The organism is Bradyrhizobium sp. AUGA SZCCT0182 (genome assembly GCF_018130185.1).
Taxonomy (GTDB): domain Bacteria; phylum Pseudomonadota; class Alphaproteobacteria; order Rhizobiales; family Xanthobacteraceae; genus Bradyrhizobium.
Window position 1 is genome coordinate 103,613 of sequence record NZ_JAFCLY010000007.1, and the last position, 20,988, is coordinate 124,600.

Genomic DNA, 20,988 nt, shown 5'->3' on the forward strand with positions numbered 1-20,988 from the left:
CGCACGAACGCTTAAAGGGCTGCCAAATGGCAGCCCTTTTTTTGCGCCTGTCGATGCTATTGAAAAGTGCCGGGGCAGACGCCCTTGAGATCTTTCGGGAGAAAGTCCGCCAGCCTTCGAGTCCAGCTTCTTCCAAAGGCGGAGAACACGGGTGAGGCTTTGAGCGCATCGAGCAAGGCACAGGATGCAGCTTCGATCAGAAGGTCCGGATCGCCAACCGCATTGATCGACGCGACCGTGAAAGGGCCGAGCACACCATCGAGCGGAACGCTGACCTGGAAGCTGCCCTTTAGAGCGGTCTGAAAAGCCTTGGTTGCCTGAACTGGCCCTGACTGGACCAACATGTTCACATACGCGCCCCTGACGGCGGGATTCTTGATGGATCGTACGCCAGGACGCTGCAGAAAATTGTCCCTGTAAAAATCCATCACCTGAGTTCGCGTCAGGTTCTTGATCGTGTCGGCATCGGCGGGTTTCCCGGTAAAGGTCGACCATTGGGCGATCGTAATGCCTGCGTTGGTCGGGCCAGCCGGGTCCTGCGGCGAACTCGCGTAACCGCCTTCCCATTTCAGGATTCTTGAAAGAATGTCATCGTCGGACGCCACGGTTTCGGTCGACCTTGGTGTGGATGGCGGTACCGCAGGGGGGGCCGCCACCGGCTTTACCTTCGATCGTTCCTTGTCGATCTGATTGATGAGTATCGAAAGGACGGTCTCCTTGTAGGTTGCATACAAAGGCGGGACAGCGAGATACAGCGCCGCCGCGATTAAACCGACAAGCAGGATACCGGGCGGCGCCAAGGCGAGAAGGTTGATCAAGCGTGTGCGCCAGGACGGCTTTCGCTCATATGACGAATGGTTGACCTGATCCTGATCGAAGATCGGAAGCCAGTAGGTGCGGATGAACTCCTTATTGAAGAAGTCGGAGTGGGCGAAATCGTGGAACCGGTCCTCAATCAAGCCGCTCTGAAAGCCAAACGTTCCCGAAACGCCATATCCGAATGAGGAAATCTTCGCCAAAACCGGCCAAGCGTCCCTTGCGCCGGCATCGTTGACGAATTTGCCGTGAATTTTTCGGCTGATGCTGTCGAAGTTGAAATTATTTGGCAGCACCGATCCACACAGAACAAGATGATGCAGGTCGATGTCCCTCGTTTGCCGAAGAAGCGTTGCAATGGTGTAGGTTCCGAAGCTGTGAGCTATGACCGAGATACGTACGCGCTTGTTCTTCTGATCGTATCTTGATTTGATGTCACGAATATCGTCGGCGATCTTCCGTGCCGGTCCAGATCGAAAAAAGGGAAAAACCAGTCGCAGGGCGCTGAAGTAATCGTAGCCAAGCGGCTTGACGACGGTGCCATCTATCTCGCCCAGGATAGGCTGCACCAGATCATACCAGAACGCGCGGGTGCGAATTCCATGAAGCAGAATGACGACGTCCACCACATCCGTGGCCGGATCCGACCTCTCCGGATTCGCGTCGCGGGCGGCTTGCGAAGGGCTCTGCGTTTGTTGCGACATGAGTGGCGATACCGACGGTGGACCAGTAAAGTTTGTAATTGTAGATGCCCGAGGCTGCAACCGGGTTTCACCCTGGTTCTGCCGTCCCGGCCCTCGCACGCCATGTTCGATTGGCGGCCTCGGCAGTTGCATCGTGGAAGTCGGGTCTACAATCCGGCCCGTTACCCCGGGCTCGGGGCGATCCGCCTCCGGGCGGCCTTCTTGTTTGGCGAAATGACATGAAGCTCGGTTCCGATGGAATCAGAACCAAGCTTCCTCTCTTTGTTTTGACGCGTTTTCCTGGCGCGAACCGGTACCCACTTCGCTCGAAAACGCTACTGAGGTTTGCTACTTACGACGGACGCTGATTCTCTCCCTTGAGGAATTCCAATGCGCGCACTCCTGCTCTGCCTGTTCGGTCTGGTGACGGCCTCGGACCTGGCTTTTGCCCAGATGAAGCTTCCCTCCAAGGCAGCACCAGCACCCGGCGGCAGCGAAGTCCGATACTTCACCTCGATCGACGGATTGATGAGCGGCAACGCCGACGTCGTCCTCAAGGAGATCCGCCAGGGCAAAACCGTCACCGCGGCCGTGCTCGACGTCTGCTACCCCGTCGAAAAAGGCTCCGACCGCAAGGACCGCTTCGTCGCCAACCTCACCGTCAGCGGCCAGAACCTGACCGGCTCGACGCAAAGCATCGGCGACAAGCTGCCGGTCACCGTGAACCTCGCGCGCAAGGCCAGCGCCGACGGCTTCGAATTCCGCGGCCGGATCACCATCGGTCAGGCGGTGACGGAAGTGGCCTCGACCGACAATTCCGATCTCAGCGAGAAGGAGTTTTTGGACAACCAGACCACCGATGACGGCATCACGCCGGCACCGAAGGATTTCACCGAGGTGTCGCCGGAATCGATCGGCGTGCGGGTAAAGCTGGATGCGGCGCTGGATTTCCTCAAGAGCCTGAAGGGCCAGGAGGTGGAGCTCGGCCTGAGCAGCCTCTCGATTTCCTGCGACGCGCTCCGCGCCGGCGAGCAGACCATCAATCTCACCGCCGATCCGGAGCGGTCAGCGGCCCTGATCGCCAAGGCCAAGTCGACACCAGGCGTGGTCACCGCGGGATGGACCACCGGCATCGTCGAGATGGACCGCACCATCCGTTTTGCCGCCGCCGACTGGCGCGATGGCGACAAGGTCAACAAGGACAAGATCGCCGCCGCAGTATCCGCGGTGCTGACGAAGACGCTCGCGGCCAAGGCGGCGGGTGCGGCGTGGAACGCCAACACCGGCAAGCTGACACTGACCTTCAAGCGGCCGAGCGAGATCTACCCGGCGCTCGGCCTCACCGACAGCGTCGAGGTCACCGCGCTGGTCTCGCCCGACAAGCCCGGCGCATCGGACCGGCTGATGCTGTGGATCTCGAGCCCGGTGACATCGACCATCGACGAAGGCGCAGGTCCCAAGCTGAACCTGTCCGAAGGCGCCGGCGGCGAAGAGGAAGGCGGCGAGCCGGAGGACGACAATGGTTCGGTCGAAGCCCTCGCCAGGGAGTTCAAAGGCCAACGCTGGGACGTCGACAAAGCGGCCTGGAAATAGCGGTTTTCCGGCCGTTCTCTTCTCGATTGGTTCTAATCGGCTTCTGGTCCTCTTCTAATCCTTGAGGCAGCCTCCCACGCACCGCTCCATGCCGCCAGCGCATTTGACATGCCGCAGCCGAGCGGCAATGAACAACCCGTCCGTCATGGGTTTCAGGATTCCAGGCTGAATGGCGCGTTATGATGTCGTAATTGTCGGCGCCGGCCTTGGCGGCCTCACGGCCGGAGCGATCCTGGCGCGCGCCGGCCGCAAGGTGCTGGTGGTCGAGCGCAGCAATTCCGTCGGCGGTGCGGCGTCGAGCTACAAATCCGGCGAGCTCTTTGTCGAGGGATCGCTGCACGAGACCAGCGACCCGCACGATCCGCGCGACCCCAAACATGACGTGCTGACGCGTGCCGGCGTGATCGACGCCGTCAAATGGATTCCGTCCGGCGCGTTTTACCAGGCGCGCGGCGGCCCGCTCGATCAGCCGTTCCTGATGCCCGACGATTTCGACGCCGCGCGCCGTGCCTTGACCGAGCGCTTCCCGGAGGCGCGCCGCGGCATCGAGCAGCTGCTCGGCGAGATGGCGCGGATCGCGTCCGCGATGGCCACGATCTCGCAAGGCAGGGAGGCGCTGAAAAATCCGCGGCAGGCGCTGCGCGCGCTGTCCGGCCTGATCCCGATCGTGCGCGACTGGCCGTTGTCGCTTTCGAAAAAGCTCGATCGCGTATTCGGCGACAATGAAGCCGTCAAATGCGCCCTCGCAGCCAACCTGTCCTATTTCCACGACGACCCCACCACGCTGTGGTGGATCTATTTCGCGATGGCGCAGGGCAGCTATCTGCAAAGCGGCGGCCGCTACGTGCAGGGCGGCTCGCAGCGGCTCTCCAGCGCGCTCGCCCGCGCCATCAAGGTGGCCGGCGGCGAAGTGCTGGTGCGCCGTGTCGTCAGCTCGATTGCACTTGGCGACGGCGCCAAGTCCATCACCCACACCGCCAAGGACGGCAGCGATCCCAGGACCGAGCAATGCGCACAGATCATCGGTAACGCCGCGCCCGCGGCGCTCGAACCCCTGATGCAGGCGGACGCCGCCGAACAGCTGAACCAAAGTTATGCCCGGCAGGCGCCCTCGACCTCGCTGTTCGCGCTGACGCTGGGTCTAAAAAAACCGCCGCGCGAATTCGGGATCGCCGCCTATTCCACGCAATTGCTGCCGCCCTGGATGAAGCGATTGACCGACTACGCGCAAGGCGCCGCGCTGATGGCGGAAGAGCCCGGCGAGCGCATGCCGCCGATGTCGGTGGTGGACTATGCCGCGATCGATTCCGGCGTGCCGGCGCCGCCCTATGTGCTCTCGATCCTCGGCCCCGATTTGTTGTCGAACTGGGACGCCGCCGACATGGACGCCTATCGCGAGAAGCGCGGGCGCTGGCAGGAGGCGATCGTGCGCTATCTCTCCTCGATCTATCCGGGGCTTTCGGAAGCCGTCGTCGCATCCTCGTTCAACAGCGCGCTGTCGGTGCGGCAATCTCAACGCGCCCGACGGCGCGGTTTACGGATTTGCGCCGACCCCGCCGCCGACGATCTGGAGCAACCCGTTCCGCTCGCCGCGCACGGCGGTATCAGGCCTTTATCTGGCATCCGCCTATGCCGGTTTCGGCGGCTACACCGGCGTCGTGCAATCGGCCGGTGTCTGCGCCGACATGATTTTGCGCGAGACGTAATATCTTAAGAGCAATTTCTGTAAATCGGCAATTTATTGAGAGCGACCGATGCAGCGCTGTAGAGCGATCACCCGACTTGTCCGCGGTAGCTCAAGAGCGAAGGCGGAAGCCGTCGTCCGCCACTTCGTCTTTCGTTCTGACGAAACCACCGCCAGAGAACAAGCCAAGCAGTTTTTAGACGGTCACGACGCGGCACCGAAATAAAACGGCCCCAGCGCGGGGGAGTGACCGAGCCGGGGCCATCTTGGGGAACGTCGCGATCGGCGGCCGGCGCGGCGTTCGACGATAAACCGAGCACATACACCTCCGCCCCGCTGTGCAAAATTGCTCATTGACACTGATTCAAGTCGCAATGTCCCCAGCAATTCCGGAACCGTATACAACTTGAACGATTAGACCCGTATCGCCGCAATGCCTTTGGCAGTTACCGGTGACTGAGAGTGTTGTGCTCCCGCCTGATTGCAGCGCGGGAGCTTCATGCCGCAAAACATTTCCTCGACCACCCACAGACCCCTTCCAAATTGCCCGAACTGCTGGACGCCCATGAGGTTGGTGCGGGTAAAAATTGGCGGCGCAGCATTCCTGTGCGCGCACTGTGATCAGCACTACAATCTGCCCTACGTACTAAGGCTTCTCTTTCGCGACAAATTGCCCGAGACGGGCGGATAAATGATGGTGCGTATCAGCAGCAGAACATGGACATTGGCTCAAATCGAGCACCTGACGGCGCTTATCGCCGCCGGATCAACCGCTGAGAATGCGGCCCTTGTGCTGAGGCGCTCGGTAATGGTCATTCGAGCGAAGGCCCGAAATCTCGGGATTCCTTTCGCTAAATAAACGCCACCGCAAACGATGCCTCGGTTTTATTGGGTCGGGTCTTCGTATGAAGGCCTGGAATATACCGGCACGGTGCCAATCTCCCGTCCCGCATCATTGATTATCGCGATGCGGCGTTCAGGATCGTCCTCGGGCTTATCGAGTGAAACGCCTATGGCGAGCACCGTCGCCCTGATGATTGCAGCGGTATCGGGGGCACCTACCGGTGAGAGAGTGCTTCAGACTCCCACCCATCACGGAGCGTGGCACATGACCAATCCAGCACAAAAATACCGGCTCAAGGCTTTAGCGTGCGAGAAGCTTGGGCGAGAGGCGACCGACCCTGATACTCGGGCCGCTTGGGTCGAGATTGCAATTGAATGGCACGCCCTCGCCAGCCGAACGAGTTCGGGGGAATCGCGTTAAGAAATAAAGCAAGGTCAGCGCCTCAATTGGCCCAATAGCTTTGTGAGAGGCCGCCCCAGGTGGCGGCCTCTTTCATTTTCCACCATCGCGCTGCGACGGTGCCGGTGATCTTGCTGCCGGTGCTGATTGCCCCGGTCCCCGCGCGTCGATATCCCCGCGCGGCCTGTGCACTCCAATTTGCTGCACTTGCCCTGGACCGAACGGCGGACGTGAAGAAGCTGGCAGCACGCCTACCTGAGCCGTAACGGACTCCGGCCAATATTCTTGGATGTGAGCTGTTTTGACCAGCGGTTTGGTATTGCGACGCGGCATGATGGTTTACCGGCGACTGAGAACGTTGCACTTCCGCCGGATGCAGGGACGCATCACATGCCCCAACCTCACGCCCGTGCAGAACCGTCGCTAATTCCTATCGAGCGGCCCCGCTGCCCAAAGTGCTCCAACCGAATGATGTTGGCCAGAATCAGCCCGGCCTCCGAGAGCTACGACAGCCGGACCTTTGAGTGCACCAAGTGCGATCACACGCAGACGCGCACCGTCGCGCGCGATCCGATGAAGTCGGAGACGGCAGGCTGGCAATACAGCGAACTGAAGGCTCCGGAGTAAAGCCATGCAGCGCCACGAGTTCGATTACAGCACGACACTTGAAGAACGCCTGATCGATCTGGCTCGCAAAGTTCGAGCGGACATGGAAACGCTTCCGCCTTGCAAGCGACGCGACGATCTAATTCAGCAGCTCCGGGAGGTAGAGGCGGGCGTTGAATTGAACCCGTTTCGTTGACCGACGCATTGGCCCCGCCAGACGAATCGCCTTCGCTCGCCTGTGAGCAATGCGGCGAGCCTATGAAGCATTTGACTGATCTTCGCGGCCTTGGACCCCATCCAGCCGCGAGGATATTCCGCTGCTATGGCTGCAACAACGTCAGTTCGGAACCCGGATAGGCCGCCTCAGTTGGCGGCCTCCTCGAGCAAGCGCCGGAGCGGAAGTTCCAGCTTCGGCCCGGCTTGTTTCTATGGTACCATGGTTTATGGCAAAGACAGGCGTGGTACCAAAGAAAAAACGGGGGCCGCCGCCGACTGGCAAGGGCATTCAAGTTGGCGAGCGCTGGCACCCTTCCGAACTGGTCGCAATTGATGCCTGGATTGCATCGTCATCCGACAAAACGCTGACCCGAGCGCACGCCATCCGCCGCCTGGTGGCACTGGGCCTAAAGGCGAAGGCGAAATAGGAATCGACAACACTCCGAGGGCAACATGATTTCAGTTTTGATTGGGGTCTTAATTATCGTCGTCGTCGGCGCAATCTGCTTTTGGGCGATCGACAAGTTCGCTACCGACGGCCGACTGGCAAATCTGCTCAAGTTGCTCGTGGTGCTCGTTTGCCTCGGCGCGATTGTGCAACGAGTGCTGCCGCTGACCTATTAGCAATGCCCAGAGCTTGTAGAGTTCGGGCCGAAGGCGAAGGGGAAATGAATGCCCGCGCGGCCTAGTCACATTCCGCACGCCACGGAGCGCACCGCGTTACAAAAGATGAGCCCTACGCGCGGGCTTCGGCCAGAACAGATGCATCCGGCAGGAAAGCAAGTTATTGCGGGAATGTTCGCGAAAGGCTGGATTGAAAAACAACCAGACGGCCGATCGTACTGCATCACGCCGGCAGGCGACGAGGCTTTAAGAGCCATCATCCCTGGACCGTAGGCGGATTAGCCGAAGGCGCAATCCGCCATTTTATCTTGGTTCGGACGGCGGATTACGCTGTCGCTAATCCGCCCCGCGCGCTGTTGAAGGCCGCAACTGCAGCCTCGGCCAAGGCGACCTGGCTGACAAAGTCGATGTCCGAGAAGAACTCCAATTCCTGTTCGGAAAATGGCGTCTTACCGAAAAGAAACGGCGGCGGCGGGACTCGGCGCTGGCACGGCTGACGGCTTGTTCGAGGCCGCTCCGATCCTCGTGCCTGAGTGCGCGGATTTCAACGCGGCGTCCATCGCGCAGTGTCTCAATCGCTGAAAAGCTAGCTACTTCCGACATAGGTGAGCGCCTTCACGCGACACGCCCAGGTGAGACGGCCGTGAAATTCAGCCGCCGGTCGGGCCGCTTTCAGAATTGGCTCGCTTGACCATTACTCAACTCAGTAAAACGGCGGACTAACACTGCTTCGCATTCATGGAGCGCAACGAAAGTACTCTGTCTTGAGTTCCGGCATTCCCGGGAAAAGACGGGTTATCTGGTTTTCATTGTCAATCTTGAGGCTGAACTGAACCGTGGCGAGCGCGACATCGGTCGAACAATTGGCAATGAGGTGCAACACGTCACCGTCTTCTTTCTGTGTCTTGATCTGGCAAGTCGCGATTTTTCCTCGGAGCCTGTTTTTCTCATAGATAAATCCGCTGCCATACACATCCGCGTCCCTGGCGAAGGTGAGTTTGGCGCCACCCCCTGTAAAGATCTTCTTGCACGCCCCAGCATTGGTCACCCAGGCCCCGGTCAGATCCCTTGACTGCGCTGCAGATGAAACAATTAGCGGCCCTGTCAAAACGGCAAATATCCCGATCGCGAGACGAATGCGATACGTCGGGCCAAGCCTTATGCTCCGAAACCGCTTCAGCCATGTCAGATCCTCCGTTGTTGTCGTTTACGGGATGCACCAAGCTCCAAGGGAGATCTCGTTCCGCGACCGATGAATCGGATTCGATCATGAATGCTCTGCTTTATGAGCGTCGGGGCACAATCGGAGCGGCGCCGACGCGTATCGCCAAATGAGACCATACGTTCATCAATCTGCCGCCGGCACGATTCTCAGAGAACCACGAAGCGGCTTGCCGGAGGTAACCCTGCGTTTCGGCAATTTGACATCCCCTCGGGGCACTTTCTTGTAGGGAATGCTGGAGAGCAGGTGCGAGATGATGTTGAGTCGCGCCTGCCTCTTGTTGTCGGATCGCGCGATAAACCATGGCGCCCACGCGGTGTCGGTCGCCCGGAACATGTCGTCTCGACATCGCGTGTAATCATCCCATCGCGTATAGGAATCCAAATCCATCTGGGACAGCTTCCAGATCTTTCGCTTGTCGTCGATTCGCGCTGCGAGCCGGTTGGTTTGCTCCTCCGGACTGACCTCAAGCCAGTACTTGAAAAGTATAATTCCCGATTCGACCATGGCCTTTTCGACGTTAGGGACCACCCTCAGGAAACCCTTGGCCTGATCCTCCGTGCAAAAACCCATGACCCGTTCGACCCCGGCGCGATTGTACCAGCTGCGGTCGAAGATCACGATCTCTCCGGCGGAAGGAAAATGCGGCACGTAGCGCTGGACGTACATTTGCGACTTCTCGCGTTCCGTCGGAGCGGCCATGGCAATGACGCGGAAAACGCGCGGGCTGACCCTTTCGGTGATGGCCTTAATGACACCCCCTTTGCCGGCGCCATCTCGTCCCTCGAAGACCACGCACACCTTCTTGCCCTCGTGCTTCACCCATTCCTGAAGCTTGACGAGTTCGACGTGCAGCTTGCGCAACTTCTCCTCGTACTCCTTGCGCTTGAGCACCGGAGCGCTGGTCTCCTCGCTTTTGCGATTCTTCCTGGCTACCTGGTTCATATTTCAGTCCCCCCAGCTGTCACCGCTTCGCTTCTTCCCAGGTCAGGAAGAAGCCGACATCTCCCGGCAGGCCCGCCGGCCAATCCACGATCATTGCCTTCAGGCCATAGCCTTGGGGCTGCAGGTGGTCGCGCCAGAACTCGAAGGCTTGAAGAGGTCTCCCAAGCAAGGTGGTCGGCCATCCCTTTTCCAGATTGTTGAGCGCGCGCCCCTTGTCCGAGCACAGCGCATTCGGGAAGCGCATGACCAGAACTTCCTTGTTACCCTTTAATGCAGCGGCCCTCAGTTGGCCGAGCACCCGCCGCTTTACCTCGGCAATCTTTTCAGGCGTGACCGCGACTGGTTCCATCAACGACCTGATGAGCTCCGCGCGCGCCTTGGCGGCCATATCACCGACGTCTTTCGACGCCTTGGCCATCTCGGTCTTCATCACGTAGTTGCGCAACTCCGCGGCCGACATGAAGGATTCGTCTCCAAGCTCTTGAGCGGAATCCGAGCTACCCTGTTGGATCGTTGACTGTGACATGTCGAACTCCTTTGGTTGAGGAGCAGGATGGTGTCCTGCATGCGCTACAATCGCTATCTCAGGCACTTCATCTGTGTGGCGGTATTTGTCGGGGCATTCTTTGCGTGCCCCCGTGGTACGTTCGCCAACCTCTTTGTGAAATCGAGCTTGGGCGGCTATGGCATAGTCAATCGAACAATCTCGGGGCGACGGGGCCACGTGGAGCTAAATCCCAATCGATCATTCGGTCAATCGACGAAACCTGCTGCGGCGCAGCGTCAAACTCCTTCCAGACCATCGCCACCGGCAATGCAGCGGTTATGTCTCGCGTGACGGAATGTTCGCTGGGGGCGAATGCGCCTGACTATGCAAAAACGGACATGCGCCGGGCTTGCTGCGCAGGTTCGTTCTTGCACAGACAAGCCCCCAAGCTTTCCTAAAACTTGGGCGAAAGCTGAGGCTTTCCTTGCGCTCGTTTAGCCTTCTGGCTTGCCGCTGATCAGCCACAAGACTCAGAAAACTCATTTGGACGGATTGCCACGATGGAGTAGCCTGCACCTATTGGCCCGACCGACCTTCGTCGGGCCAGGGCACACGATGGTGCTTGACTTGCCGGCTTCCCACTTCCTGGAGAAAGCTGCGACCCATGATTGCCCAACTGACAAAATACGAACGGCAGCTTGCGCTGATAATTCTAGTTGCGGTGTCGGTGTGCGGATTGGCGATGGTAGCCGTCGCGCAGGACAACGTGCTGGGCGTTCATGGCGCCATCGTGCTGCTGGCGGGCATATTGGGAGCGTTCGGCGTCATTTCCAGCTATTACGACCCGGAGCCCGGCGACGACCGGCTGGAGCGCTATTTCGACGATCCCAGCCGGATGGGCATTATCCTCGCGATGGTCTGGCTCGTGCCGGCACTTTTTGTCGGCGACTGGATCGCATGGCAACTCGCCTACCCGGACCTGACGTTTGATGCAGCCTGGTCGAGCTTCGGACGCCTCCGCCCCGTGCACACCTCCGGCGTGATCTTCGGCTTCGGCGGCAACGCCCTGATCGCAACCTCGTTCTATGTCCTGCAGCGAACCACGCGCGCGCGCCTGCCTGACCAGTTGAGCCCGTGGTTCGTGCTGCTCGGCTACAATCTGTTCTGCGTCATCGCCGCAACCGGCTACCTGATGGGCGTCACGCAGTCGAAGGAATATGCCGAACCGGAATGGTATGCGGACATCTGGCTGGTGATCGTCTGGGTCACCTACTTCATCATCTATTTGCGAACGCTGGTTCGCCGCAAAGAGCCGCATATCTACGTGTCGAACTGGTACTACATGGCCTTCATTCTGGTCGTGGCAATCCTGCACATCGTCAACAATCTGGCGATTCCGGTGTCACTTGGTCATGCCAAGAGCTACTCGGCATTCTCCGGCGTGCAGGATGCGATGACGCAGTGGTGGTACGGCCACAACGCCGTTGCGTTCTTCCTGACCGCCGGTTTCCTCGGCATGATGTACTACTACCTGCCGGTCCGCGCCGGCCGCCCGATCTTCTCCTATCGGCTGTCGATCATCAGCTTCTGGGGCATCACCTTCATGTACATGTGGGCGGGCTCGCATCATCTGCATTACACGGCGTTGCCGCAGTGGGTGCAGACGCTCGGCATGACGTTCTCGGTCATGCTGCTGGTGCCGTCATGGGCCTCGGCCGGCAACGCGCTGCTCACGCTGAACGGTGCCTGGCACAAGGTCCGCGACGACGCGACCTTGCGCTTCATGATGGTCGCGGCGGTGTTTTACGGATTGGTCACCTTTGAAGGCTCGTTCATGGCCATCCGTTCGGTGAACTCGCTGTCGCACTATACGGACTGGACCGTCGGGCACGTCCATGTGGGCGCCCTCGGCTGGGTCGCGATGATCACGTTCGGCGCCATCTATGCCTCGGTGCCGTGGCTCTGGAAGCGCGAGCGGATGTATTCCGCCAGGCTGGTGGAAGTGCACTTCTGGCTCGCACTCGCTGGTACGGTAATCTACGTCTTTGCGATGTGGAATTCCGGCATCATCCAGGGGCTGATGTGGCGGACTTACAATGAAAGCGGAACGCTTGCCTATTCCTTCGTCGAATCCGTGGTTGCGATGCATCCCTACTATATCGCGCGCGCCATCGGCGGCCTCTTCTTCCTGATCGGCGCGCTGGTCGCCTGCTACAACATCTGGATGACCATACGAACCGTGGATCAGCCGGCCGACCAAAGGCTGGCCGATCGCCCCGTTCCCGCGCTCGCAGGCGCTACCGCGCCTCAACCGGCGGAGTGAACGCACATGTTCAACCTGCATTACCGGCTTGAGCGCAAGACCATCGGCTTTCTGCTCGCCATCATCGTTGCGGCCAGCATCGGCGGCGCGGTCGAGATCATTCCGCTGTTCACGATCCATCAGACCGTCGAGGACGCGCCGAACATGCGGGTCTACACCCCGCTCGAAATCGCAGGCCGCAACATCTACATCCGCGAAGGCTGTTATGCCTGCCATTCCCAGATGATCCGGACCTTGCGCGACGAGGTTGAGCGCTACGGCCCGTATTCGCTCGCCGTCGAATCCAAATATGATCACCCGATGCTCTGGGGATCGAAGCGGACCGGTCCCGACCTGGCGCGCATGGGCAACAAATATTCGGACGAATGGCACGTGCGGCATCTCAACAACCCGCGCGACGTGGTTCCTCAATCAGTAATGCCGCATTATTCATGGCTCGGGCGCACAGAACTGCGGAGCGATGACCTCGGCGCGCACCTGGCGGCACTGCGCAAGGTCGGCGTCCCCTATACCGACGAGATGATCGCCAATGCGAGGTTGGATGCCTACGGTCAGGCGGCGCCCGATACGCCTTACGCGGAAGGGGTCACCAAGCGATATGGCGCGGCGACGAATGTAAGGGCCTTCGACGGCAAACCGGGCAATCTTACCGAACTCGATGCCCTGGTCGCCTATCTGCAGATTCTCGGCAAGCTGACCGATGCTGCGCATAAGCCGGTCGCCGCGGCGGGAGGTTGATCATGGACAATGATTTTGTGGTTTGGTTCTCGAAGTCGTTCGGCCTGTTCTATCTGATCGCGCTCTCGATCGGCGTGCTGGTCTATGCGTTCTGGCCGTCGAACAAAAAGCATTTCGACGAGGCCGCGCAATCGATCCTCGACCATGAGGACAAGCCGCACAGGGATCAGCCATGGCGGTAGAAGAACGCGATCCATACACCGGCTACATGACCACCGGTCATGAGTGGAACGGCATCAAGGAATTGAACACGCCGGTGCCGCGACCGGTCTATTTCTTTTTGATCGTGACGGCGTTGTTCGCCGTCGGCTACTGGATGCTGATGCCGGCGTGGCCGCTCGGTGTAACCTACACCAAGGGCCTGCTCGGCATTGACCAGCGCAACGTCGTCACGGAGAGCGTGAAGCAGGCCGCTCTCGAACGCGGCGTCTGGACCAGGCGCGTCGAGGCTGAAAGCTTCAAGGAGATCCAGGCCGATCCACAATTGATGGAACGGGTGCGGCAGACCGGCCGGACGCTGTTCGGTGACAATTGCGCGCCGTGCCACGGATCGAACGCACGGGGCGGCCACGGATTTCCGAACCTGACGACGGCGTCATGGCTTTGGGGCGGCGATCCCGAAAGCATTTCCGAAACCATCCGCGTCGGTATCAATTCGACACATCCGCAGACCAGGACGTCGCAAATGATGGCGTTCGGGCGCGATCAGATGCTCAAAAAGGACCAAGTCGAAAACGTCGTGAACTATGTGCGCAGTCTTTCCGATCCGGCTGTCGCAAAGGACGTGCCCGCGGCGAAGATCGACGCCGGCAAGGCCGTCTTCGCCGCCAATTGCGTCGCCTGCCACGGCGACGACGCCAAGGGCAAGGCTGATCTCGGTGGACCTGATCTGACCGATCGGCTCTGGATCTACGGTGGCGACGCGGAATCGATCTACACGACGGTGTGGAGCGGCCGGCAAGGCCAGATGCCAGGCTGGGAGGGAAGACTTTCGCCGCTCGACCGCAAGATTCTCACGCTTTACCTGTTCGATCTTCGTCGGGAGCAGCGATGAGCGACAGCGGCGCAGCGACGGCGCAGTTCAGGACAAAGGCCGTTGTTTGGGCCGCGGTCGGTGCCGGGCTGCTATTGGTGCTGATCGCCAACTCGCACCTGGTCTATATGGCGGTCACATCGCAACCGGAGTGCGTTGCGCATGTCCGCCAGGGCGAAGGCAGCCCTGGGGACGGAAAATTCAGCGCGGCAAAGTCGTCATGCACACCGCGGTGAGAATGCAGGGAGATCGGCGATGATTTCGATCCCGGACGTTGTTCCGCCGCTGCCGCAAGCGCAAACCTGGAAGCGCAACGTCGCCCCCGCAGCCGCTTTGGGCTGGCTCTCGGCCGGCTGGCGCGATTTCAAGATCAATCCGGCGGCCAGCATCAGTTACGGGGTGCTGGTATTTCTGGTGTCGGTCGTCACCGTCGTCGGCCTGTTTGCCCTGCGCCTCGACTATATCCTGCTTCCTGCGTTTGCCGGCTTCATGGTGGCTGGGCCGATCATTGGAATCGGACTTTACGAAAAGAGCCGGCGCATCGAGGAAGGCAGGCCCGTCAGCCTGTGGAACATGATCTTCGTCAGGCCGGATTCAGGCGGTCAGATTCTGTTCGCAGGCGTGCTGCTTCTTGGGCTGACGCTATTGTGGATGCGCGCGGCGGTCATCCTTTATGCGCTGTTTTTCGGCCTGCGTCCTTTTCCCGGCCTCGACCATATCATCCCGATGCTGTTCACGACGGAGATCGGTTGGGCGATGCTGGTGGTCGGCGGCGCGGTGGGCGGCCTGTTTGCGGCCTTCGCATTCGCCATCAGCGCCTTCTCGATTCCGATGCTGCTGAGCGAGCGCACCGATGCGCTGACCGCCATGGGCACCAGCATGGCGCTGGTCTGGAACAATCTTCCGGTCATGCTGACCTGGGCGGCGATCATGCTTGCGTTGATTTTTGTCGGCATCGTCACCGGCCTGTTGGGAATGATCGTCGTTTTCCCGGTGCTGGGACACGGAAGCTGGCACGCCTATCGAACGATGCGGTCCCTAGCATAACGAGACGGTTGGAGTTCCTGCGATGGGTTGCTGCGCACCGGGAGCCGAATCGGCATTGCTTGCTCGGGATGCGGCCGGGACCGGCGAGGAAGTCCTGCTCGCGAGCCGCATCGTGGCCGATGGCGTGCGCCAGACTGATCTGTCGGTGCCCACGGTGCATTGCGGGGTATGCATCCGGACCATCGAAAAGGCACTCGGCGGGCTTGCCGGCGTGGAAAGCGCCCGCGTCAACCTCTCGACCAGGCGCGTGACCGTCAGATGGCACTCCGAAAGCACTCCGCCGCCTTTCCTCGAAACGCTCAAGCAGGCCGGTTTTGAAGCCCATTTGTTCGACATCGAGTCGGATGACGGGAACGGTGAGCTGTCGGAATTGATCCGCGCGCTGGCGGTCGCGGGATTCGCTGCCAGCAACATCATGTTGCTTTCCGTCTCGGTCTGGTCGGGCGCTGAGTCCGAGACACGCGACCTGTTTCACTGGCTGTCGGCCATCATCGCGCTACCCGCGCTGGCATATTCCGGCCGGATATTTTTCCGTTCCGCATGGCAGGCTCTGCGGCATCGGCGCACCAATATGGATGTACCGATCTCCATCGGTGTGCTGCTCGCCTTCGGCATGAGCCTTTACGACACCACGCAGCATGGGCCGCACGCCTATTTCGATGCGTCAATCTCGCTGCTGTTCTTCCTGCTGATCGGGCGCACGCTCGATCACATGATGCGCGAACGGGCCCGGCTGGCCGTGAAGGGACTGGCGCAACTCGCGGCACGTGGCGCGCGGGTGCTGCAAGCGGACGGCAAGCAGGTCTATCTTCCGGTGAACGAAATCCAGACCGGCATGACCATCATGCTGGCGGCAGGCGAACGTGTGCCGGTCGACGCAACCGTTACCAAGGGAACGTCCAAACTGGATGCTTCGCTGGTCTCCGGAGAGCAGACACCGGAGCCGGCGAAAATTGGATCCCTGCTGCGCGCGGGCACCTTGAACCTGACAGGGCCGCTGACCATCGTCGCGACGGCGACGCCGGACAATTCCTTCCTGGGCGAGATGGTGCGGATGATGGAGGCCGCCGAACAGGGTCGCTCGGCCTATCGCCGCATCGCCGACCGTGCCGCCAGTCTGTATGCGCCGATCGTCCATCTCACGGCGCTGTTCGCGCTTGCCGGCTGGCTCCTCGCAACCGGCGATATCCACCGCGCGCTGACGATCGCCATTGCGGTTCTGATCATTACCTGTCCTTGCGCGCTTGGCCTCGCGGTACCCATGGTGCAGGTCGTCGCGGCCCGGCGGCTGTTCGAGAGCGGCATTATGGTGAAGGACGGCGGCGCCCTTGAGCGCCTTGCCGAAATCGACACGGTCGTGTTTGACAAGACCGGAACGCTGACGCTGGGCCGTCCTCGCCTGCTCGGATCTGATGGCATGGACCGGCAGGCAATCGGGATTGCGGCTGCACTGGCCAGTCACTCCCGCCACCCCTATTCGCGCGCGCTGCTCGAAGCCGCCGCCGATCTTCCGCCGTCTCGCATCGTATTCGATGAAGTCTCCGAGCACCCCGGATTCGGTCTTGAGGCGCGCTCCGGCATTATCACTTACCGGCTCGGCCGGCCGGAATGGGCAGTTGCGAGCCCGGACAACGCCGGGCGGATGCCAGGTGATGAGTCCGTCGTGCTTTCCAAAGACGGAAACCGCCTGGCCGAGTTTCGTTTCGAGGATTTTTTGCGCGCGGATGCATCGACGGCGGTGACCGAACTGAAGCACGCCGGCATTCTGGTCCAGGTGGTTTCCGGCGATCGTGAAGCCGCGGTAGCGCCAATGGCCCGACAACTCGATGTTCCCTGCTTCGCTTCGGTAATGCCCGCCGGAAAGATCGCGCACATCGCAGCGCTTGAAGCCTCGGGCCGGAAGGTTCTCATGGTCGGCGACGGCTTGAACGATACGCCGGCGCTGGTGGCCGCGCATGCCTCGATGGCGCCGGCTACCGCGGCGGATATCGGACGTAACGCAGCCGATCTGGTGTTCTTGCGCGAGAGCCTGTCCGCCGTGCCTCAGGCTATTTCCGTCGCACGCAATTCCAGGCGGCTCGTTCGGCAAAACTTCGCCCTGGCGATCGCCTATAATCTGGTCGCGGTCCCCGTCGCCATCATGGGCTATGTGACGCCGCTGGTCGCAGCCGTGGCGATGTCTGCATCGTCGATGCTGGTGGTCGCCAACGCGCTACGCCTCAGGAGGGCGCGAAAGATCGCGCCACGCGCTGGTGCGGATGCACAACTTTCGGCCAAGGCCATGATGGAGGCGGCCGAATGAAGGATTATTTCTATCTGATACCGATCGCGCTCGGGATCGGCCTGACCGCACTGGCGGCCTTCATGTGGTCGCTCAGAAACGGGCAGTACGACGATCTCGAGGGGGCCGCCGAGCGGATTTTGCATGACGAGACCGATCGCCCGTCCGAACATCCGTGACGATTCGCTCTCGTGGACGGCGGCGACAGCCGGGCGTGACCCGGACGCAGAGCTGCGCTAGCCTCCCGGCAACAACAAGATCAACAACAAGAGGAAATGCCAAAGTGTATGACACGATCATTGTAGGCGGCGGTTCGGCTGGTTCGGTCATGGCGCACAGGCTGTCGGCCAAAAGCGCCAACAAGGTCCTGCTGTGCGAGGCCGGCCAGGACACGCCGCCCGGCAACGAGCCGGCCGAGATCAGGGACAGCTATCCGGGCACCGCCTATTTCGATCCGCGCTTCCACTGGACCGAACTCAAGGTCACGACGCAGATCGTCAGCCATAACAATCCCAACGAGGGACGTCCGCCCTTGCGCAAATACGAGCAGGCGCGGGTGCTGGGCGGCGGCTCCTCGATCAACGGCCAGATGGCCAACCGCGGCGCGCCGACCGACTACGATGAATGGGAAGCGCGGGGTGCCACCGGCTGGAGCTGGAAGGACGTGCTGCCCTACTTCAAAAAGGTCGAGCGCGACCTTGATTTCGACGGGCCGTTCCATGGCAAGGATGGCCGTATCCCGGTCCGACGAATCCCCAGGGAGCACTGGACGAAGCATTCGCAGGCTTTCGCTGACGCCTTCCAGCAGGCCGGCCATCAATTCCTGCCGGACCAGAACGGCGAGTTCGTCGACGGCTATTTCCCCGTGACGCATTCCAATCAGGCCGAGCAACGCGTCTCGGCCGCGATGGGCTATCTCGACCGCGAAACGCGCAAGCGCGCCAATCTCACGATCTCCACCAACACGCAGGTCAGGGAATTGCTGTTCGAGGGCACGCAGTGCGTCGGCGTGAAGGCCGTCGTCGACGGCAAGGAGCAGGAATTCCGCGGCCGCGAGATCATTCTCTGCAGCGGCGCCATCCATTCGCCGGCGCATCTGCTGCGCGCCGGCATCGGCCCGGTCGGTCACCTCAAGGACATGGGCATTCCCGTCCTGATGGGGCTTGAAGGTGTCGGCCAGCGCCTGATGGATCATCCCTCGATTTCGCTGTCCTCTTTTGTCCGCCGCGGCGCGCGCATGAACGGGCATACAAGGCGTCACATGCAGGTCGGCTTGCGTTATTCGTCCGGACTGCCCGGCGTGCCCAAGGGCGACATGTTCGTCGTGGTGCTCAGTAAATCGGCCTGGCATGCGGTCGGCGAGCAAATCGGCTCGGCCCTGACGTTCGTCAACAAGACCTATTCCGAAACCGGACAGGTCAAGCTCGCCTCGCGTGATCCTGCGGCTGAACCGATCGTCGAGTTCAACCTGTTGTCCGACCGGCGCGACCTCGATCGGCTGATGAGCGGTTTCCGCAAGATGGCGGCGGTGCAAATGAGCGACGCCGTCAAGGCGGTCACCGACAAGCCGTTTCCGGCCTCCTATACCGACCGCGTGCGCAAGATCGGCGTGGTCAACAACAAGAACAGGATCCTCACCAAAATCGCCGCCACCCTGATGGACGGCCCGGCGGCGCTGCGCCATTACATGATCGACAATTTCGTGGTCGAAGGATTTTCGTTCGACGACGTGATCAACGACGACGAGGCGCTGGAGAGCTTCGTGCGCAAGGGAACCATCGGCGTGTGGCACGCCTCCTGCTCGTGCCGCATGGGCCGGCCGGAGGACCCGATGTCAGTCGTCGATAGCCAGGGTCGCGTCAAGGGTGTGCAGGGCCTGCGCGTGGTCGACGCATCGATCTTCCCCGTCGTGCCCTGCGCCAACACGAACTTCCCGGTCCTGATGTCGGCGGAGAAGATTGCGGCCTCGATGCAGTAGATCACTCGGATTTAGTTTTCAAACAGCCAGGGTGTCATTGCGAGCCTACGGGTCGCAATGACGTCGCCCAAGTTCCAGATACGATTTCGCGATCTCGCGACGCGATGCGCCCGAGTGGCTGATGCCGTTTCTCCCAAAACAAGGGAGCAGGGAATGCCGGATGCGCGCTGCACCCGCGGTCTCATGTGCGAATAGTGCAAAGAACACTGCACATGAGCATACAGGGCAGCGGAGAACATCCGACATCCCCTGCGCAATGGCTTTACGGCTTATGGCGCGCTCTCCCCGGTGAGACGGCCTCTATTGCCACCGTCGCCTCGCAGATCGCTCCGCAAGACTTGACGCCGTTACGGGCGCCAGGACCACACGCTTTCGCCGTACGCCCCTGCTGCGCCCGTCAAGCGCAACATCGGCGTCCACCGCAGCCCATCCCACGTCCGTGACGATCGCGATACGCCCCTCGTAGAGGGATGAGACGAAACCGATATATTCTGATTTGGCGAAGCTGTCAAGCATAATTTCCGTAAATCGGAAACTATTTGGAAGGCGGCCGAAGCGGGCCAATGGGGGCTGGTCAGCGGACTTGTCCGCCCGAGCCCAGGAGCGAAGGCGGAAGGTGTAATGCGCCCCTCTGTCTTCGGTTCGGACGGCGGATTACGCTGTCGCTAATCCGCCCTACGCGCTGAATATCAGCAGATACTTGCCGCTTCCGTCAGGAGAAGCTGGTGGTTCACACTCAGGCATACTTGCCAGATTGATGCGAGCCGTCACAGCAGCTACTCTTGTTTGCCATGGTAACCCCCAAACCAACGCCACAGCGATCGGATGCAAATTCCGCGTACCCGAATTGGCGAAGATCACGGTACGTTCTCTTAGGCCGCTTGGTACTTGGTCGCTGATGGCCTAATTTGATTTACGAGCAGCCGAATTTGGCTGTGGATCATTTGATTGTACAACCATATTCTCCTAACCTAAGCGAGTGGAATTCTTCCACGCTTGAATGGGGGCGATAATGAGAAGGTTGTTTGCAGTTTTGATTGTTTCGGCAGGGTGCATCGCGCAGGCGAGCGCACAACAAACGCCAACTGCTCCTAAGGATGCATGTATCTTTGCGAATAGAATTTATTCAACCGGCGCACAGATCTGTAACGGAGAGCGCCTGCGCTACACCTGCGAAGCTGGAAAGTGGAAAGTGCAGGAGGCTGATACAATCGTTGTCTGTAAAGGTGCTCCGTTCCAACAGTAGCAATGGTTAGAGAGAGGCCGCCTCAGTTGGCGGCCTCTTCATTGCAGGCCGCAGGGGATTAGCCGCAGGCATAATCCGTCACTTTGTCTTCGACCGGACAGCGAATTACGCTGTCTAATTCGCTCTACGTGCTCACGACCGGCGAGGAGCGCGATGTCTGGATGCGTACGCCGTGGGAAGCAGCAGAGGCGCTGCAGCGGCCGTTACGGATGACGTGGGCGCG

The 20,988-nt window shown here is 60.5% G+C and carries 18 protein-coding genes and 1 pseudogene; 15 read left to right on the plus strand and 4 right to left on the minus strand.

Annotated features, from left to right (window positions below; translation table 11 throughout):
* Positions 1-56: 56 nt before the first annotated feature.
* Positions 57-1,520 carry a glycosyl hydrolase 108 family protein gene (locus JQ611_RS10460; protein ID WP_212269786.1) on the minus strand — a complete coding sequence of 488 codons (1,464 nt, stop codon included), beginning with the start codon at positions 1,518-1,520 and terminating at the stop codon, positions 57-59.
* 369 nt (positions 1,521-1,889) lie between these two features.
* On the opposite strand from JQ611_RS10460, the gene JQ611_RS10465 reads away from it, so the two are divergent.
* The 6 genes and pseudogenes from JQ611_RS10465 to JQ611_RS10490 all read left to right on the plus strand — a co-directional run bounded on the left by JQ611_RS10465 (position 1,890) and on the right by JQ611_RS10490 (position 7,465).
* Positions 1,890-3,092 carry a hypothetical protein gene (locus JQ611_RS10465; protein WP_212465386.1) on the plus strand — a complete coding sequence of 401 codons (1,203 nt, stop codon included), beginning with the start codon at positions 1,890-1,892 and terminating at the stop codon, positions 3,090-3,092.
* Positions 3,093-3,261: 169 nt separating this feature from the next.
* A pseudogene (locus JQ611_RS10470) lies at positions 3,262-4,798 on the plus strand (phytoene desaturase family protein).
* Positions 4,799-6,493: 1,695 nt separating this feature from the next.
* Positions 6,494-6,646, plus strand: a complete 153-nt coding sequence (locus JQ611_RS41670) for a response regulator (RefSeq protein WP_249133066.1) — start codon at positions 6,494-6,496, stop codon at positions 6,644-6,646.
* A 4-nt stretch (positions 6,647-6,650) separates the two neighbouring features.
* Positions 6,651-6,821: a hypothetical protein gene (locus JQ611_RS10480; RefSeq protein WP_212269791.1), complete on the plus strand. Its 171-nt coding sequence runs from the start codon at positions 6,651-6,653 to the stop codon at positions 6,819-6,821.
* Between the two features lie 247 nt (positions 6,822-7,068).
* The gene (locus JQ611_RS10485; protein WP_212269792.1) at positions 7,069-7,269 is read left to right on the plus strand and encodes a hypothetical protein; all 201 of its coding nucleotides are present in this window, start codon (positions 7,069-7,071) and stop codon (positions 7,267-7,269) included.
* Positions 7,270-7,294: 25 nt separating this feature from the next.
* Positions 7,295-7,465: a hypothetical protein gene (locus tag JQ611_RS10490; protein ID WP_154070762.1), complete on the plus strand. Its 171-nt coding sequence runs from the start codon at positions 7,295-7,297 to the stop codon at positions 7,463-7,465.
* A 736-nt stretch (positions 7,466-8,201) separates the two neighbouring features.
* Here JQ611_RS10490 and JQ611_RS10495 read toward each other — a convergent pair.
* The 3 genes from JQ611_RS10495 to JQ611_RS10505 form a co-directional block, all read right to left on the minus strand.
* Positions 8,202-8,573: a hypothetical protein gene (locus JQ611_RS10495; protein WP_212465387.1), complete on the minus strand. Its 372-nt coding sequence runs from the start codon at positions 8,571-8,573 to the stop codon at positions 8,202-8,204.
* A gap of 240 nt (positions 8,574-8,813) precedes the next feature.
* Positions 8,814-9,632, minus strand: coding sequence for a polyphosphate kinase 2 (gene ppk2, locus JQ611_RS10500; protein WP_212465388.1), 819 nt, complete (start codon positions 9,630-9,632; stop codon positions 8,814-8,816).
* A 19-nt stretch (positions 9,633-9,651) separates the two neighbouring features.
* On the minus strand, positions 9,652-10,158 hold the full coding sequence (locus JQ611_RS10505; protein ID WP_212269795.1) for a hypothetical protein: 507 nt from the start codon (positions 10,156-10,158) through the stop codon (positions 9,652-9,654).
* Positions 10,159-10,783: 625 nt separating this feature from the next.
* On the opposite strand from JQ611_RS10505, the gene ccoN reads away from it, so the two are divergent.
* The 9 genes from ccoN to JQ611_RS10550 all read left to right on the plus strand — a co-directional run bounded on the left by ccoN (position 10,784) and on the right by JQ611_RS10550 (position 19,519).
* Positions 10,784-12,442 (plus strand): cytochrome-c oxidase, cbb3-type subunit I, encoded by a 1,659-nt coding sequence (gene ccoN, locus JQ611_RS10510; RefSeq protein ID WP_212269797.1) that lies wholly within the window; start codon positions 10,784-10,786, stop codon positions 12,440-12,442.
* A 6-nt stretch (positions 12,443-12,448) separates the two neighbouring features.
* On the plus strand, positions 12,449-13,180 hold the full coding sequence (gene ccoO / locus JQ611_RS10515; RefSeq protein ID WP_212269798.1) for a cytochrome-c oxidase, cbb3-type subunit II: 732 nt from the start codon (positions 12,449-12,451) through the stop codon (positions 13,178-13,180).
* Between the two features lie 2 nt (positions 13,181-13,182).
* Entirely contained in the window at positions 13,183-13,362 is a 180-nt protein-coding gene (locus JQ611_RS10520; RefSeq protein ID WP_409363322.1) for a cbb3-type cytochrome oxidase subunit 3, read from the plus strand.
* Positions 13,353-14,234 (plus strand): cytochrome-c oxidase, cbb3-type subunit III, encoded by an 882-nt coding sequence (ccoP, locus tag JQ611_RS10525; protein WP_212465389.1) that lies wholly within the window; start codon positions 13,353-13,355, stop codon positions 14,232-14,234. The genes JQ611_RS10520 and ccoP overlap by 10 nt, the downstream gene beginning before the upstream one ends.
* The gene (locus JQ611_RS10530; RefSeq protein WP_212269801.1) at positions 14,231-14,449 is read left to right on the plus strand and encodes a hypothetical protein; all 219 of its coding nucleotides are present in this window, start codon (positions 14,231-14,233) and stop codon (positions 14,447-14,449) included. Before ccoP ends, JQ611_RS10530 begins: the two co-directional genes overlap by 4 nt.
* Positions 14,450-14,468: 19 nt before the next feature.
* Positions 14,469-15,260 carry a DUF2189 domain-containing protein gene (locus JQ611_RS10535; RefSeq protein ID WP_212390332.1) on the plus strand — a complete coding sequence of 264 codons (792 nt, stop codon included), beginning with the start codon at positions 14,469-14,471 and terminating at the stop codon, positions 15,258-15,260.
* A gap of 22 nt (positions 15,261-15,282) precedes the next feature.
* Positions 15,283-17,562, plus strand: coding sequence for a cation-translocating P-type ATPase (locus JQ611_RS10540; RefSeq protein WP_212465390.1), 2,280 nt, complete (start codon positions 15,283-15,285; stop codon positions 17,560-17,562).
* Complete coding sequence (gene ccoS / locus JQ611_RS10545) at positions 17,559-17,720, plus strand: cbb3-type cytochrome oxidase assembly protein CcoS (RefSeq protein WP_212465391.1); 162 nt, start codon at positions 17,559-17,561, stop codon at positions 17,718-17,720. Before JQ611_RS10540 ends, ccoS begins: the two co-directional genes overlap by 4 nt.
* 104 nt (positions 17,721-17,824) lie before the next feature.
* Complete coding sequence (locus JQ611_RS10550) at positions 17,825-19,519, plus strand: GMC oxidoreductase (protein WP_212465392.1); 1,695 nt, start codon at positions 17,825-17,827, stop codon at positions 19,517-19,519.
* The last annotated feature ends 1,469 nt before the right edge of the window (positions 19,520-20,988 follow it).